The sequence below is a fragment of the uncultured Caulobacter sp. genome (assembly GCF_937900395.1).
Taxonomy (GTDB): domain Bacteria; phylum Pseudomonadota; class Alphaproteobacteria; order Caulobacterales; family Caulobacteraceae; genus Caulobacter.
On record NZ_CALCDX010000148.1, the window covers coordinates 1 to 14,524 of the forward strand.

A 14,524-nucleotide genomic window follows, 5' to 3' on the forward strand; every position below is an offset into this window, starting at 1 on the left:
CCGAGGCCGTCGCCAATGTCATTGACAAGGCGGCGACGGCGGCCGGTGAAAAGACCCACTGACCGCGAGCGCGCTTACCATCTGAAGACAAGCCGTCGGCGCACCCGTTGCGCCGGCGGCTCCGCAGTGAGCGCGGGCTTGATCCGCGAACAAAGCTGGAACATGATCTCGGCGTGGACGTCATCATCCAACTACATAGCCGACCAGAGACCACCCTCGCCGTCACGCGCGGGGCCGCGCGACTGCTCGTTGACCTGGGCTATGCCCCTTTGGCCGAGGTGACCTTGCCGAACGGTCGCCGCGCCGACCTGATGGCGCTCGGTCCGAAAGGGGACGTGCTGATCGTCGAGGTGAAGTCGGGGCTCGATGACTTCCGGGTCGACCGAAAATGGGGGGAGTACGCGCCGTTCTGTGACGCCTTCTACTTCGCCGTCGCGCCGAACTTTCCGGAAGGCGTGCTGCCCGACGAGCCAGGGCTGCTGGTGGCCGACGGCTTCGGCGGAGCGGTCGTGCGCGAGGCGCCGCTCGCCCCTCTGGCGCCGGCGCGTCGCAAGGCCCTAACGCTGGCGTTCGCCCGCCTCGCCGCCTTGCGGGCGGCGGGGGTGAACGCCGAGCGCCTGAGTTTGTAATTAGTCGCGGGCGCGAGCGATCAGGAAGCCGACGCCCAGGCCGATGGCGAAAGCGCCCAGGGCGACGCCGATCGGATGTTCTTCGGCGACATGATGGGCCACTTGGGCCTTGTCGCGGGTCCAGGCCGCGCCGACCTTGGCCTTCTCGGCGGCGAAGGTGCGGGTCTGCTCGGCGACCTCGGCGGCGGTTTCGCGCGCGGACTTCACGGCCTTGCTGACCGCCTCCTTGGCGCGCTTGGTCTTGTCGGCGGCGGCCTTCTCGACGCCGTCGATGGCGGACGCGGAAGAGGTGTCGGGGGTGAAGCTGGTGACGTCGGTCATGGGGAGGCTCCTCGGCTTGAGCCAGTCTAACACGCCCCGCCGGCTTTAGTTCTCCCGCACGACCTTCAAAACCGCCTCGCCGTAGCGATCGAGCTTGCCCTGCCCCACGCCGCCAGCCTTGCCCAGCGCCGCCAAGGTCGTCGGCCGCGCGGCGGCGATCTCGGCCAGGGTGGCGTCGTGGAAGATGACGTAGGGCGGCACGTGCTGCAGCTGCGCGGCCTCCTTGCGCCAGGCGCGCAGGGCCTCGAACAGCACCTGGTTGTCGGCGGGGATGGTCAGCGCCTTGCCCTCTCGGCGCTTGCGCGCGCCGGAGGCCCTGCCGGTTTCGGGCGCGTCCACCATCTGGCGCAGGGCCACGCGCCGCTCGCCGCGATAGACCTGCCGGACGCCCTCGACATCGCCCAGGCCGATCAGCGGCCGGCCGTCATTGGGATCCTCGCGCAGCAGGCCCTCGAAGATCAGGGTGTCGAAGAGGTCGCGCCAGGCCGGCTGGCTCATCTCGCGCCCGATGCCGAACGTCGGCAGCTGGGCCTCGCTGGGCGTGACGTCCTTGGTCTTGCCCAGCAGGTGCTCGATCACCCGCCCGCGCCCCAGGCGTCCGCCCAACCGGTGCACGGCCGAGAGAGCCTTCTGCGCCGCCTCGGTGGCGTCGGTCGCGGCGGGCGGCGAGACGCAGATGTCGCAGACCCCGCAGCGCGCCACGCCCTCCTCGCCGAAATAGCGGCGGACCGCCGCCGCGCGGCAGGTGACGCCCTCCAGCATGGCGTAGAACTGGCGGAGCTTCCGCGACTGGACCTGCTTGACCTCGTCGGGCGCCTCGCGCGTCTCGATGCGGCGGCCGGCCCAGGCCATGTCGGCCGAGCCGTAGAGGGTGATGCCCTCGGCCGGCTGCCGGTCGCGGCCGGCGCGACCGACCTCCTGCCAATAGGCCTCGATGGCGGCGGGGGGATCGGCGTGGATCACGAAGCGGACGTCGGGCTTGTCGACGCCCATGCCGAAGGCGATGGTCGCCACCATCACCGCGGCGTCGGCCTCCAGAAAGTCCTCGAGCCGGCGGGCGCGCACGGCCTTGTCGAGGCCGGCGTGGTAGGCCAGGGCCGGCACGCCTTCGGCGTTGAGTTTCTCGGCCAGCTTCTCGGTGGCGTCGCGCGAGCCGGCATAGACCACGCCGGAGCGACCCCGGCGCTCCAGAACGAGCTCCACGACCCGGTCATGGCCCTTGCCCCGCTTGCGCTCGGCGCTGAGGGCCAGCTCCGGACGGGCGAAGCTGTCGACGAACTCGGCCGCGCCCTCCAGGCGCAGCTCGGCGCGGATGTCGTCCCGGGTCCGGGCGTCGGCCGTGGCGGTGACCGCCAGGCGCGGCACGTCGGGGAACAGCTCCGCCAGCCGCCCCAACATCCGGTACTCGGGCCTAAAATCGTGGCCCCACTGGCTGACGCAGTGCGCCTCGTCGACCGCGACCAGGGCCAGGGGCGTGCGCGACAGGCGCTCCAGCATCCACGGCTGCATCAGGCCTTCGGGCGACAGGTACAGCAGGTCGACCTCGCCGGCGTCGATGCGCCGCCAGATGTCCGAGCGCTCGTCTAGCGAGATGTTGCTGTCCAGCCGCTCGGCCGCCACGCCCGCCTGGCGCAGGCCCTGGACCTGGTCGGCCATCAGGGCGATCAGCGGCGAGACCACCAAGCCGACGCCCGGCCGGATCAGCGACGGGATCTGGTAGCAGAGGCTCTTGCCGCCGCCGGTCGGCAGCACGGCCATGGCGCTGCGCCCGGCCAGGATCTCATTGACCACCCCCGCCTGCATGCCGCGGAAGTCGGCGTGGCCGAAGGTGCGGCGCAGGACGTCGCGCGCCTGATCGAGCTCTGGGGATTCGGGAGGAACGTACACGGCCGTCGTTATGGCGGTCCGCCCGCGCCGCGCCAAGGCAGGATCGCAGGCGCCGTCGTTTCTCTGGCGACGGGTTCCGCGAAAGGCCCGAAAACCGCCGCGTTCATATCTCGTCAATCTTGTCGCGCGTTCTGTGGGGTTCGGCTAAACGGAACGCGCTCAAGATCCCCGGCGCGCGCAGGAACGATACCAACATGGCGAACGGACCCTTCGGCGGAAACAAGCCGGCGAAGCCGCAACGCACCCCGCTCCAGGCCCTGGTCTATTGGGGAACGGTGCTCGGCATCTGGGGCCTGATCTTCGTCGTGGCCTTCTTCGCGGTGTTCGCCCGCGACCTGCCCGACACCTCGACCCTGTACGACGTCAAGCGCCAGCCCTCGATCAACTATCTGGACCGCTCGGGCGCCCTGCTGGCCGTGCGCGGCAGCCAGTACGCGCCGCCCGTCGACATCGACGCCCTGCCGCCCTACGTGCCGGCCGCCTTCGTGGCGATCGAGGACCGCCAATTCTACCACCACTTCGGCTTCAACCCCTGGGGCATCGCCCGTTCGGCGATCTGGAACGCCACCCACGACGGCCCCCAGCGCGGCGGCTCGACCATCACCCAGCAGCTGGCCCGCAACCTGTTCCTCAGCCCGGCCCAGAACTATCGCCGCAAGGCTCAGGAGCTGATCCTGGCCGTTTGGCTGGAGATGAAGTTCTCCAAGAAACAGATCCTGGCCCTCTATATGAACCGGGTCTATTTCGGCGCCGGCGCCTACGGCATCGAAGCCGCCTCGCAGCGCTATTTTAACAAGCCCGCCAAGGACCTGTCGGTCGGCGAGGCCGCCCTGCTGGCCGGCATGATGAAGGGCCCCGCCCGCTATTCGCCGGTCTCGGCCAAGGAGCGCGCGGCCCGCCGCGCCACGATCGTTCTGGACGAGATGGTGCGCATCAAGGCCATCACGCCCGAGCAGCGCGACCAGGCCTTCAGCACCCCGGTGCAGGTCTCGGCCACCCTGGCCAACCAGCGCGCCCAGTACTTCACCGACTATATCGACGCCCAGGTCCGCTCGCTGGTCGGCGAACCGACCGAGGACCTGGTGGTCGAGACCACGCTGGACCTGCCGATCCAGGTCGCCGCCGAACGCGCCGTGAAGCAGGGCGTCGAGGCCTACGAGAAGCAGGGCGTCCAGCAGTCGGCCCTGGTCGCCATCGACGGCGAGGGCCGCATCCGCGCCTATGTCGGCGGCGCCGACTATGCCGAGAGCCAGTTCGACCGCGCCACCACCGCCCGCCGCCAGGCCGGCTCGGCCTTCAAGCCGTTCGTCTATCTGACCGCCATGGAGCAGGGCCGCACGCCCGACATGATGGTGGTCGACGAGCCGGTGAAGATCGGCAACTGGGAGCCGCGCAACTACACGGGCAAGTATCTTGGCCAGATCACCATGCAGACGGCGCTGGCCCAGTCGATCAACACGGTCGCCGCGCGCCTCGCCAGCGAGGTCGGCACCAGCAACGTCGCCAACACCGCCCGGCGCCTCGGCATCACCAGCAAGATCCAGCTGGATCCGTCGATGGCCCTGGGCGCGGTCGAGGTCTCGCCGATGGAGATGGCCCAGGCCTACGCCCCGTTCGCCAACGGCGGCTTCCTGGCCAAGGGCTATGGCATCGAGCGCATCCGCACCGCCAAGGGCAAGGTCCTGTACGACCACAATGTCGACAAGCAGGCCCGCGCGGCGGTGATCGGCACGCCAGCCCTGCAGTACATGAACCAGATGATGCGCGAGGTCGTGACCTCGGGCACGGGGACGCGCGCACGGGTCGGCGGCTACGACATCGCCGGCAAGACCGGCACCACCAGCGACTACCGGGACGCCTGGTTCGTCGGCTACACGGGCGGCTTCGTGACCGCCGTCTGGACCGGCAAGGACGACAACACCACCATGCGCCGGGTGACCGGCGGCGGCGCTCCGGCCGAAATCTGGCGCTCGTTCATGACCGCCGCCCTGCCGCGCTTGAAAGCCACGCCCATCCCTGGCGGCGTCGCCCCGCCTCCGGAAGCGCCGGACCCGATCGGCGACCTGCTCAACCCGACGCCGGAAGGTCCCGCGGCCGAGACGCCGGCCGGAACCGCCCCGCCGCCGGGGCAACTGCCTTACTGAAGAAAGTTGCTCCCCCGCGATGCGGGGGAGCTGTCACGGAGTGACTGAGGGGGCTAACGCGGCGTTCACCCAGCTTGCCCCCTCCGGCCCTCTGGGCCACCTCCCCCGCATCGCGGGGGAGGAACTAGCCTCAAGCCGCTCACGCCCCGATCGCGTGCAGCTCCGCCGCGTGCGCCCGCAGCCAGGCGCGGTGCGGCGCCGGATCGCCCGCCAGCTCTTCACATAGCGCCCAGAACCGCGGGCCGTGATTGGCCTCGATCAGGTGCGCGCACTCGTGGGCGGCGACATAGTCGGCCACCGCCGCCGGGGCCAGGATCAGGCGCCAGCTGTAGCGGATCGCGGCCGGGGCGCGCGGCGTCGCCGGACGGCACGAGCCCCAGCGCGCCTTCGGATCGGCCACCGCCACCGACGGCATGGGCCGGCCCAGGGCGGCGGCGTGGACGGCGGTGCGCTCGGTCAGCACGCTCAGCGCCTCGCGCTTGGCAAGGCGGATGACTTTCAGGCCCCAATTGGGATCGTCCGGCGCGACGATGCGGTCCTCTTCCAGCCGCGCGCGGCCGGGGCCGACCTCGAGGCGATAGGGCCTGTCGTTCAAGCGCAGCACGCCGCCGGGCGCCAGGCTCATGCGCTGGGGCAGGGCCGCCAGCTGCTTGGCGATCCAGCCGGACTTCTCCTGGGCGAAGGCGACGGCCTCGTTCAGCCGTCTGGGACTGGGCGCCAGGGCGACGATTTCGGACTTGGCGCGATCGACCCTCAGCGACACCCGCCGCGCGCGGCCGTCGACGCGCAGCCGCACCGGCCAGCCGCCGACCTCCAGCCGATCGCCGTCAGAGAACCTTTGGGCCATGCGCGAGAACATGCCGGTAAGATCGTGTGCGTCGGGGTTCGTCGCAAGGCGGAGAGATCGGGTTTGAGCGCTGTGGCCAACGCCTTTCGATCCGCCTTCCTAGGCCTTGTGCCTAGGACCCATCGTTCCGAAGCCGCCGAGCCGGGAGATGATCGTTCACCTCGACGCCGTCTTGTGAAGACGCCGCGCCTGGCGCCGCCATGGGTCCTAGGCACAAGGCCTAGGAAGGCGGGAGAAGAGAAGCGGGGATGGAGCCCTCAGGCTTCTTCCGCGAAATTCGGGTCGCACTTGCGGATGAAGGCGCGGACGCGGGGATAGATCTCCTCGCGGAACCGGCGGCCGTTGAACACGCCGTAGTGGCCGACGCTGGGCTGGACGTAGTCCAGCTTCATGTCGTCCGGAATGTTCGGGCAGAGGCCGTGGGCGGCCTGGGTCTGGCCGATGCCGGAGATGTCGTCGTTCTCGCCCTCGACCGTCATCAGGCCGATGTCGGTGATCGCCTCGGGCTTCACCAAGGTCCCCCGATGCATCAGCTCGCCCTTGGGCAGCAGATACTGCTGGAAGACGATGTCGATGGTCTGGAGATAGAACTCCTCGGTCAGGTCCAGGACCGACAGGTACTCGTCGTAGAACTCCAGGTGCTTGTCGGCGCTGTCGCCGTCGCCGCTGACCAGGTGGTTGAAGTAGCGGCGGTGGGCTTCCTGGTGGCGCTCGGCGTTCATGCTCATGAAGCTGGCCAGCTGCACGAAGCCCGGATAGACGCGTCGCCCCGCGCCCGCATAGGGCGGCGGCACGGTGTAGATCATGTTCGACTGGAACCAGGTGAACGGCTTTTCCTCGGCCAGCTGGTTGGTGACGGTCGGCGACAGGCGCGCGTCGATCGGCGAGCCCATGAAGGTCATGCTGGCCGGGCGCGAGGGATGGTTCTGCTCGGCCATCAGGGCGGCGGCGGCCAGGACCGGCGGGCCGGGCTGACAGACGGCCACCACGTTCGGACGCGGCCCCAGCACCTCCAGCATCTGGATCACGTGGTCGATATAGTCGTGGAAGTCGAAGCGACCCTCCAGGACCGAGACCTCGCGGGCGTTGACCCAGTCGACGATGAAGACGGCGTGATCGGGCAGGAAGGCCTCGACCGTGCCGCGCAGCAGGGTGGCGTAGTGGCCCGACAGGGGCGCGACGATCAGCACCGCCGGGTCCAGCGAGAACTTGCCCGCCCGGCGCATGTCGGCCATGTCGCGGTCGAACTGGACCAGGCGCGCCCAGGGGCTTTCCCAGACCACGGTCGGGCGGACGCGGACGTCGACCTGGCCGACCTTGACCTTGTCGATGTTCCACTTGGGCTTGCCATAGCGTCGGGTGACGTTGGCGAACAGGTCCGCGCCGGCGCGCATGCGCCGGCCCAGGGCCGTGTCGCCGGCCGGGTTCAGCGGCGATCCCCAGAAGTCCCGGGCCGCCAGCGCCGCGAGGCGCATCGGGGTCGAGGCGTAATAGGCCGCCTCGTGAAGGGCGTAGAGCATGTCGCACCCGCAATGTTGCAGCGCAACATAGCACAGCGAAAGCTAAAGGAGTCTATCCCTCGAACGCATTTCGCGCCGCGTCACGGGGTCGCCTAGAAACCCGACCTCCCCGGCGAATGCCGGGGCCCAGCTTCATCCTGAGCGGTTGGGGGTGATCGCGATCAGTCCGCCTTGAGCGCCAGCAGCGTCAGTGGGTTCGAGCTGGACCCCGGCAGGAGTTTACGCCCGGGCGCGCAAAGCGCGACCCGTGGCGCCGGGGAGGTCGGGGGACGGGGCTCACCCCGCCATCGCCGCCTTGATCCGCGCGGCGATGTCGGCCGGGGGCTGGTTGTAGGGGATCACCGTCTTGAAGCGCCCCTTGGGGTCCATCAGGTAGATCGCCGTCGAGTGGTCCATGGTGTAGCCCGGCCCCGTCCCGACCTTGGCGTAATAGACCTTGTAGGCCTTGGCCGCGGCGTCGACCTGGGCTTGAGTCCCGGTCAGGCCGATCGTCGACTTCGGCACATAGTCGGCCGACAGGTAAGCCTTCATCTGGGCCGGCGTGTCACGCTCGGGGTCGATCGAGATGAAGACGATCTGCAGGTCCTTAGCCTTGGGCCCGAGCTGCTCGGTCGCGGCGGCCAGGCCTTGCAACGTGCCGGGGCAGACGTCGGGGCAGTAGGTGAAGCCGAAGAACACCGCGCTCCACTTGCCCTTCAGCACCTTCTCGGTGGTCGGGGTCCCGTTCTGGTCGACCAGCTGGAACGGGCCGCCGACCGCGGCGGCGGGCTGCCGGCCAAGCGTGTTGGCCCGCCAGGCCAGGCCGGCCACGACAAGCAGACCCAGCAGGCAAACGACGATCAGGACCAGACGTTGACGAAGCATCGGCGGCGCATCCTTTTGTCTCAGCCCATCCTTTTGCACTCGCAAAGCGCGCAATTCTGGACAATCTTGCGGTCATGGCTGACGTCTCGTTCGCTGGAATGCCCGAGGATCCGCGCCGCAACGGGCTCGATAGGCCGGGCGAAGAGCCGGCGCAAGACGACGCCTGGGGCTGGACCGCGCCCGGACTGAGACGCAGCCGCCTTCGCGTTCGCACCCTTCTGGCCCAACGCTGGGCCTGGGTCGTCGGCCAGACGGCCGCCCTGCTGATCTCGGGCCTGGCGCTGAAGATGCACGTGCCGTGGGCGATGTGCTTCACCCTGGTGGCGCTGTCGGCCTGGCTGAACGTCCTCCTGGGCCTGGCTTCGAACGGCCAGAGGATGGCCCGCGACGGCGAAGCCACCGCGCAGATCGCCTTCGACATCCTGCAGCTGTCGGCGCTGTTCTACCTGACGGGCGGCGCGCACAATCCCTTCGCCCTGCTCCTGATCGCGCCGGTGACCTTGGCCGCCGCGACCCTGCCGGCGCGCTATGCGATCGGCCTGGGGTTCCTGGCGATCACCGCCTCGATCCTGCTCGCCTTTTTTCACATGCCGCTGCCCACCGTGAACGGCGCGCCTATGGGCTTCAATCCCAGCCCGACCATGATGGCGATGATCGTGGCGGCGCGGATCGCGGGCATCATCCTGACGGCCGCCTACGCCTGGCAGGCGGCCAGCGAGTCGGCCCGCATGGAGCTGGCCCTGAACGTCACCGAGACCGTGCTGGCCCGCGAGCAGCGGCTGTCGGCCCTGGGCGCCCTGGCGGCGGCGGCGGCGCACGAGCTGGGCACGCCGCTGGCGACCATCTCGGTCGTCTCACGCGAGATGGCCCGCAACGCCACCAGCGAAGAGGTGCGCGAGGACGCCGAGCTCCTGATCGGCCAGGCCGCCCGCTGTCGCGAGATCCTCCAACGCCTGACGGAAATGCCCGAGGCCCAGGACGCCGTGCATGAGCGCATGAGCCTGGTGCAGCTGGTCCAGGACGTGATCGAGCCGCACCTGGTGCATGGCATCCGGGTCGAGGCCGTGGTCAATGGCCCGGCCGGCGAGACGGCGCCGGACATCTGGCGCCGCCCCGAGATCATCCACGCCATGACCTCGATCGTGGAGAACGCGGTGGACTTCGCCCGCAGCGAGGTGATCGTCATCGCCCGCTTCGACCCGCGACATATTGTCATCGAAGCCCGCGACGACGGGCCGGGCTTCTCGCCCGAGGTGCTGGCCAAGCTGGGCGAACCGTACGTGACCACACGTCCAGGCGCGGAAGGCTCGCGTACCGGTCATATCGGCATGGGCCTGGGCTTCTTCATCGCCAAGACCTTGCTGGAACGGACGGGCGCGACGGTCGATTTTCGTAATGGTCGTCGCGGCGGCGCCGTGGTGTCCGCGCGTTGGCCGCGCGCCGCGTTGGAAGCTCCAGGTTATACGGGGGCTTGAGTTATGACGCGGATGCGCGGAAGGATAGAATACTATTTGGCCTGTTGAGTATTGGCCCGGGGAGGGGCTGACTTCATGGCGGATATCGGTGAGCTGGTTTCGGCGCTGCCGGACAAGACTCTGCTTCTGTTGGACGACGACGGCCCGTTGCGGACCCGGCTCGGACGAGCTCTGGAGCAGCGCGGGTTCGAGGTGACGTTGGCGGCTTCCGTGGCCGAGGCCCTGACCATTCTGCGCGCCCAGGCCCCGGCCCACGCCGTGCTCGACATGCGGCTGGAGGACGGCTCGGGCCTGAAGGTCGTCGAGGCGGTGCGCGACGCGCGGCCCGACGCCAAGGTCATCATGCTGACCGGCTACGGCAACATCGCCACCGCCGTGGCGGCGGTGAAGGCGGGGGTGGTCGACTACCTCTCCAAGCCGGCCGACGCCGACGACGTGGCCCGCGCCCTGCTGGCCGCCAAGGACGCCGCGCCGGCCCCGCCGGAAAACCCGATGAGCGCCGACCGCGTCCGCTGGGAACACATCCAGCGCGTCTACGAGATGTGCGGCCACAACGTCTCGGAAACCGCGCGCCGCCTGAACATGCACCGCCGGACGCTGCAGCGGATTCTGGCGAAGCGCGCGCCGCGGTAGGAGCGTTTAAGATGCTCCCCCGCGATGCGGGGGAGCTGTCACGGAGCGACTGAGGGGGCCTGCACGGCCGACCTCCAGCTCGCCCCCTCCGGCCCTCTGGGCCACCTCCCCCGCGACGCGGGGGAGGAACTATCAAATCCTCACATCGCCGAAATCCCGCCGTCGACCTTGATCTCGGCGCCGGTGACGAACTTGCTCTCGTCGCTGGCCAGGTAGAGCACGGCGTTGGCGATGTCGTTCGGCTCGCCGATGTGGCCCACCGGGATCTGACGTCCCAGCTTGGCCTGCGCCTCTTCCTTGCCCAGCCGCTGGTTCAGCGGGTCCAGGATCGGCGTATCGATGAAGGTCGGGTGGATCGAGTTGGAGCGGATGTCGAGGCCCTGCTTGGCGCAGTAGAGCGCGATGTTCTTGCTCAGCATCCACACCGCCGCCTTGCTGGCGTTGTAGGCCGGCGAGTTGTGGTTGGCGATCAGGCCGGCGATCGAGCTGATGTTGACGATCGAGCCCGGCTGATGGGCGCGCATGTAGGTCAGGGCGTGCTTGGCGCCCAGGAAGACGCTGTCGACATTGATCGACATGATCCGCTTCCAGAGATCGAACTCCATCGCCTCCAGCGGCTTGTCGCCCGCGACGCCCGCGTTGTTCAGCAGCACCGAGATGCCGCCCATCAGGCCGTTGGCCTTCTCGAGCGCCTCGATCCACTGGTCTTCCTGCGTGACGTCGAGATGCAAGGCGAAGGCCGTACCGGCGCCGTGCCGGGCGTTGATCTCGTCGGCCACGGCCTGCGCGCCGGCCAGGTTGATGTCGGCGAGGACGACCTTGGCGCCCTCTTCGGCGAGCCGACGCCCCGCCGCCGCGCCCAGGCCCTGGGCCCCGCCGGTGATGAAGGCCTTCTTGCCGGCGACCCGGCCCGTGCTCTGCGCCATGCGGCGTCCTCCCGATTATAATTCAAACGGGAGTTTGAATTCTTCAGGCCGCGCTGTCCATGAACTTCGCGAGCGTCACGTCGAGCTCGGTCACCCCGTCGGCGTCGTGGGTGGTCAGCAACACCTCGACGCGGTTGTAGACATTGAACCACTCGGGGTGGTGATCGAGCTTGTCGGCCATCAGGGCGACGCGGGTCATGAAGCCGAACGCCTCGTTGAAGTCGGCGAAGCGGAAGGTCTTGGCGATGGCGTCCTTGTGGCCTTCCGCGACGCGCCAGCCGTCGAGCTGGGCGATCGCGGCGGCGGCGCCGATCCTGGGGCGGGACATGTTTCCTCCGAGAGAGTCTTGCCCCCTCAGAACGCCAATCCGGTCGCTTCGGCAAGGTCCGCCAGCAACTGGTCTTCGCTGGAAACCTTGATGGCGGTCATCCCGAGCGCGGCCGCCGGCTTGCAGTTGATCCCCAGGTCGTCGAGGTAGACGCAAGCCTCGGGCGCGACATCCAACAGCTCGCACATCATCTGGTAGATGCGCGGGTCAGGCTTGCGCACCCCGGCCTTGGAGCTTTCGATCACCGCGTCGAACAGGGCCATGATCTCGCCGACCGCCAGCGCCTTCTCGGCGCTCTGGGCCATGCCGGGGCCGTGGCCCGTCGGGACGTTGTTGGTGATGCAGCCGACCTTGAAGCGGGCCTTGCAGGCCTTCAGCGCGTCCATGACGCGCGGCCGCAGGTCGCCATAGAGCAACGGCAGCACCTCGGCGCCGCGCACGGCGTGTCCCAGCCGCGTCGCCTCCTCCAGGAAGAGGCCGTCAAAGGCCGCCGCGTCGATCTCGGCCCGCTCGAACCGCGCCCAGGCGTTGGCGTCCGGATCGGCAGCGTTGACCGTGCGGATGAAGTCCTTGGGCAGGCCGCGTTCGGTCTCGTAGCGGCGGAAGGCCTCGAACGGCGAGGTCGTGAAGACGCCGCCAAAGTCCCAGATCACCGCCTCGATCGCCATCTTCCGCCCCCTCAAACACTTGTTTGACCGAAGGCTAGCCGCGCGGGGCCGCGAGGGGAAGCCCCTCGGCAGGGAACATGACCACCGCCCTTGCGCGTTAGGAGGGTTCAACCGGAGCTAAGCCGCTGTCGACCGCCGACGCCATCCTGCCGCCAAAGCCCCCGCGTCCTCCGTGGCGCGGCCTGTCGCGGCGCGCCCTGATCGGCATCGGCTCGGCCTTGGCGCTGGTCGCCGCGATCATCGCCTTCCTGGTGATCTTCGACTGGAACTGGCTGCGGGGTCCCTTGAGCCGCTACGCCTCGGCCCAGATGCAGCGCGAGGTGGCGATCACCGGCGACCTGCGCGTCCATCCCTGGTCGTTCTCGCCCAAGGCCGAGGCCTATGGCGTTCGGATCGGCCAGCCGGCCTGGGCGCGGAAGGTCGATCCCCAAGCCGGGCAGATGGTCCAGCTCCAGCGGATCGCCGTGCAGATCAAGATCCTGCCGCTGCTGCGCGGCGAGGTGATCATGCCGTTCCTGGCGCTGGACAAGCCGGACGTCCGCCTGCTGCGCGACGAGGACGGCAAGGCCAACTGGACCTTCGGCGCGCGCAAGAGCGACAAGCCGCTGAAGCTGCCCGCCATCCAGCGGTTCGTGATCAACGACGGCAAGCTGCGCTTCGACGACCGCCAGCGCGGGACGCTGTTCGTCGGCTCGGTGAACGCCCAGGAGCGGGCCGGGGAACGCGGCGGCCGGTTCGTGCTGGAGGGCAATGGGACCTTGAACAAGTCCGCCTTCACGGCCGAGGTCAGCGGCGGGCCGCTGCTGAACATCTCGCCCAGCCGACCCTATCCGTTCGACGCGGAAGTGCGCGCGGGCGCGACGCGGATCGTCGCTCACGGCCAGGTGACCAAGCCTTTCGACCTCGGACGGTTCGAGACCGACCTGACGGTGTCCGGCGCCGACCTCAACCGGCTGCACGACCTGACCGGCCTGACCCTGCCCAACACCCCGCCCTATCGCGTCTCGGGCCACATGGTCCGCAAGGGGCCGCGCTACGACTTCCAGAAACTGACCGGGCGGGTCGGCGACAGCGACATCGCCGGCGACCTGTTCGTGTTGACCGGGCGGGAGCGCCCCTATCTGGAAGCCGAACTGCGCTCGAAGCGCTTGGACTTCGACGACCTGGGCAGCCTCGTCGGCGCCGCGCCGGCCACGGGCCGCGGCGAGACCGCCTCGGCGGGCCAGAAGGTCGAAGCCGCCCAGCGCGACGCGACCCAGCGCCTGCTGCCCGACGCCACCTTGCAAGTGGAGCGCGTCCGCGCCATGGACGCCAAGGTGAGCTACCGCGCCGATGCGGTGAACGCGCCGAACCTGCCGCTGGAAAAGGTCAGCCTGAAGCTGGACCTGAAGGACGGCGTGCTGACCCTGGACCCGCTGGCCTTCACCTTCTCGCGCGGCGACCTGCGGGGGAAGGTGCGCCTGGACGCCCGCCCCGCCGTCCCGCGCACCGATCTGGACGTGCGCCTGACCAACGGCCGCCTCGAGGAGTTCATTCCGATCCAGAGCGAGGGCAAGCCGGCGATCTCGGGCACGGTGATGGCGCGCGCCAAGCTGAGCGGGGTCGGCAATAGCGTCCATCGCGCGGCCTCGACCGCCAACGGCGAGGTCACCGTGGTGGCCCCGCGCGGCGAGATCCGCCAGGCCTTCGCGAATCACCGCCAGCTGAGCTAAACGCGGGGCAGAACATTTAAAGCCATTCAATGCAACAAACCAATGCACGGAGGGATTTGCATTTTTGCTTTTAAGGATCATAGACTTAAGATTTTCATATGAAGCTGACTCGCTGACATTCTCCAGGCAATCAGATTCACCTTGCACATAAAGCACATGACCGGTTTTCTTTTCAGTCAAAAGCCGCTCTACCGGGTAAAAATAATCTTCGCGCAAAAGTCTCCCGGTTGTCGAATTTCCCAAGCCATAATTATAAATTTCGAATTCTGTTCCGGGAAAAAGTTCAGCCAGACGCACCCAGGACGCCCCCGAGATAATCGGTTTTTCAGCCGTTGGCCGGTGCATAACAAAACCCCGCCCCAAAGGATCGGCACCTTTGGGGGTATGTTCTGCATAAAAGTCATTGATAACCAGGTTTGCGGATGCCGCATAAATCTGGCCCCCTGGCTTTCCTTCGGTCGTCTGGCTTGGACTTACGCTATTTGATTGACCATAGACAAGAAAACTGATTTTCTCTGTTTTTAAGTTTGCACAGCCGCTAAGAATCGCGACTAAAGCACACATTTTTTT

The 14,524-nt window shown here is 68.3% G+C and carries 13 protein-coding genes; 5 read left to right on the top strand and 8 right to left on the bottom strand.

The genetic code is table 11. From position 1 onward, the window contains the following. Positions 1 to 173: 173 nt before the first annotated feature. Entirely contained in the window at positions 174 to 629 is a 456-nt protein-coding gene (gene mmcB / locus Q0379_RS11965) for a DNA repair putative endonuclease MmcB (protein WP_299008825.1), read from the top strand. Here the strand turns inward: mmcB and Q0379_RS11970 are convergent, their stop codons facing one another. Continuing rightward, positions 630 to 950, bottom strand: coding sequence for a hypothetical protein (locus Q0379_RS11970; RefSeq protein ID WP_299008795.1), 321 nt, complete (start codon positions 948 to 950; stop codon positions 630 to 632). A 45-nt stretch (positions 951 to 995) separates the two neighbouring features. Continuing rightward, positions 996 to 2,837, bottom strand: coding sequence for a DNA helicase RecQ (gene recQ, locus Q0379_RS11975; RefSeq protein ID WP_299008798.1), 1,842 nt, complete (start codon positions 2,835 to 2,837; stop codon positions 996 to 998). 194 nt (positions 2,838 to 3,031) lie between these two features. Between recQ and Q0379_RS11980 the strand changes: the two genes are divergently transcribed. Next, positions 3,032 to 4,981, top strand: coding sequence for a transglycosylase domain-containing protein (locus tag Q0379_RS11980; RefSeq protein WP_299008801.1), 1,950 nt, complete (start codon positions 3,032 to 3,034; stop codon positions 4,979 to 4,981). A 139-nt stretch (positions 4,982 to 5,120) separates the two neighbouring features. Here Q0379_RS11980 and Q0379_RS11985 read toward each other — a convergent pair whose 3' ends face one another. The 3 genes from Q0379_RS11985 to Q0379_RS11995 form a co-directional block, all read right to left on the bottom strand. Continuing rightward, complete coding sequence (locus Q0379_RS11985) at positions 5,121 to 5,840, bottom strand: M48 family metallopeptidase (RefSeq protein WP_299008804.1); 720 nt, start codon at positions 5,838 to 5,840, stop codon at positions 5,121 to 5,123. Between the two features lie 245 nt (positions 5,841 to 6,085). Beyond that, positions 6,086 to 7,348, bottom strand: coding sequence for a polyhydroxyalkanoate depolymerase (phaZ, locus tag Q0379_RS11990; RefSeq protein ID WP_299008807.1), 1,263 nt, complete (start codon positions 7,346 to 7,348; stop codon positions 6,086 to 6,088). A 276-nt stretch (positions 7,349 to 7,624) separates the two neighbouring features. After that, positions 7,625 to 8,212 carry an SCO family protein gene (locus tag Q0379_RS11995; RefSeq protein ID WP_299008810.1) on the bottom strand — a complete coding sequence of 196 codons (588 nt, stop codon included), beginning with the start codon at positions 8,210 to 8,212 and terminating at the stop codon, positions 7,625 to 7,627. A gap of 74 nt (positions 8,213 to 8,286) precedes the next feature. Here Q0379_RS11995 and Q0379_RS12000 point away from each other — a divergent pair, with 74 nt between their 5' ends. Next, positions 8,287 to 9,687, top strand: a complete 1,401-nt coding sequence (locus Q0379_RS12000) for an ActS/PrrB/RegB family redox-sensitive histidine kinase (protein WP_299008812.1) — start codon at positions 8,287 to 8,289, stop codon at positions 9,685 to 9,687. Positions 9,688 to 9,762: 75 nt separating this feature from the next. Continuing rightward, entirely contained in the window at positions 9,763 to 10,320 is a 558-nt protein-coding gene (gene spdR / locus Q0379_RS12005; protein ID WP_066683190.1) for a stationary phase response regulator transcription factor SpdR, read from the top strand. A 140-nt stretch (positions 10,321 to 10,460) separates the two neighbouring features. Here spdR and Q0379_RS12010 read toward each other — a convergent pair whose 3' ends face one another. The 3 genes from Q0379_RS12010 to Q0379_RS12020 are packed head-to-tail and all read right to left on the bottom strand — an operon-like array spanning position 10,461 to position 12,242. Further along, on the bottom strand, positions 10,461 to 11,246 hold the full coding sequence (locus Q0379_RS12010; RefSeq protein ID WP_299008816.1) for an SDR family oxidoreductase: 786 nt from the start codon (positions 11,244 to 11,246) through the stop codon (positions 10,461 to 10,463). 43 nt (positions 11,247 to 11,289) lie between these two features. Next, positions 11,290 to 11,574: a 4a-hydroxytetrahydrobiopterin dehydratase gene (locus Q0379_RS12015; RefSeq protein ID WP_299008819.1), complete on the bottom strand. Its 285-nt coding sequence runs from the start codon at positions 11,572 to 11,574 to the stop codon at positions 11,290 to 11,292. Between the two features lie 26 nt (positions 11,575 to 11,600). Continuing rightward, a complete protein-coding gene (locus tag Q0379_RS12020; RefSeq protein ID WP_299008821.1) occupies positions 11,601 to 12,242 on the bottom strand; it encodes an HAD-IA family hydrolase in 642 nt (213 codons plus the stop codon). A 218-nt stretch (positions 12,243 to 12,460) separates the two neighbouring features. Here Q0379_RS12020 and Q0379_RS12025 point away from each other — a divergent pair, with 218 nt between their 5' ends. Then, positions 12,461 to 13,954: an AsmA family protein gene (locus tag Q0379_RS12025; protein ID WP_299008823.1), complete on the top strand. Its 1,494-nt coding sequence runs from the start codon at positions 12,461 to 12,463 to the stop codon at positions 13,952 to 13,954. Positions 13,955 to 14,524: the final 570 nt, after the last annotated feature.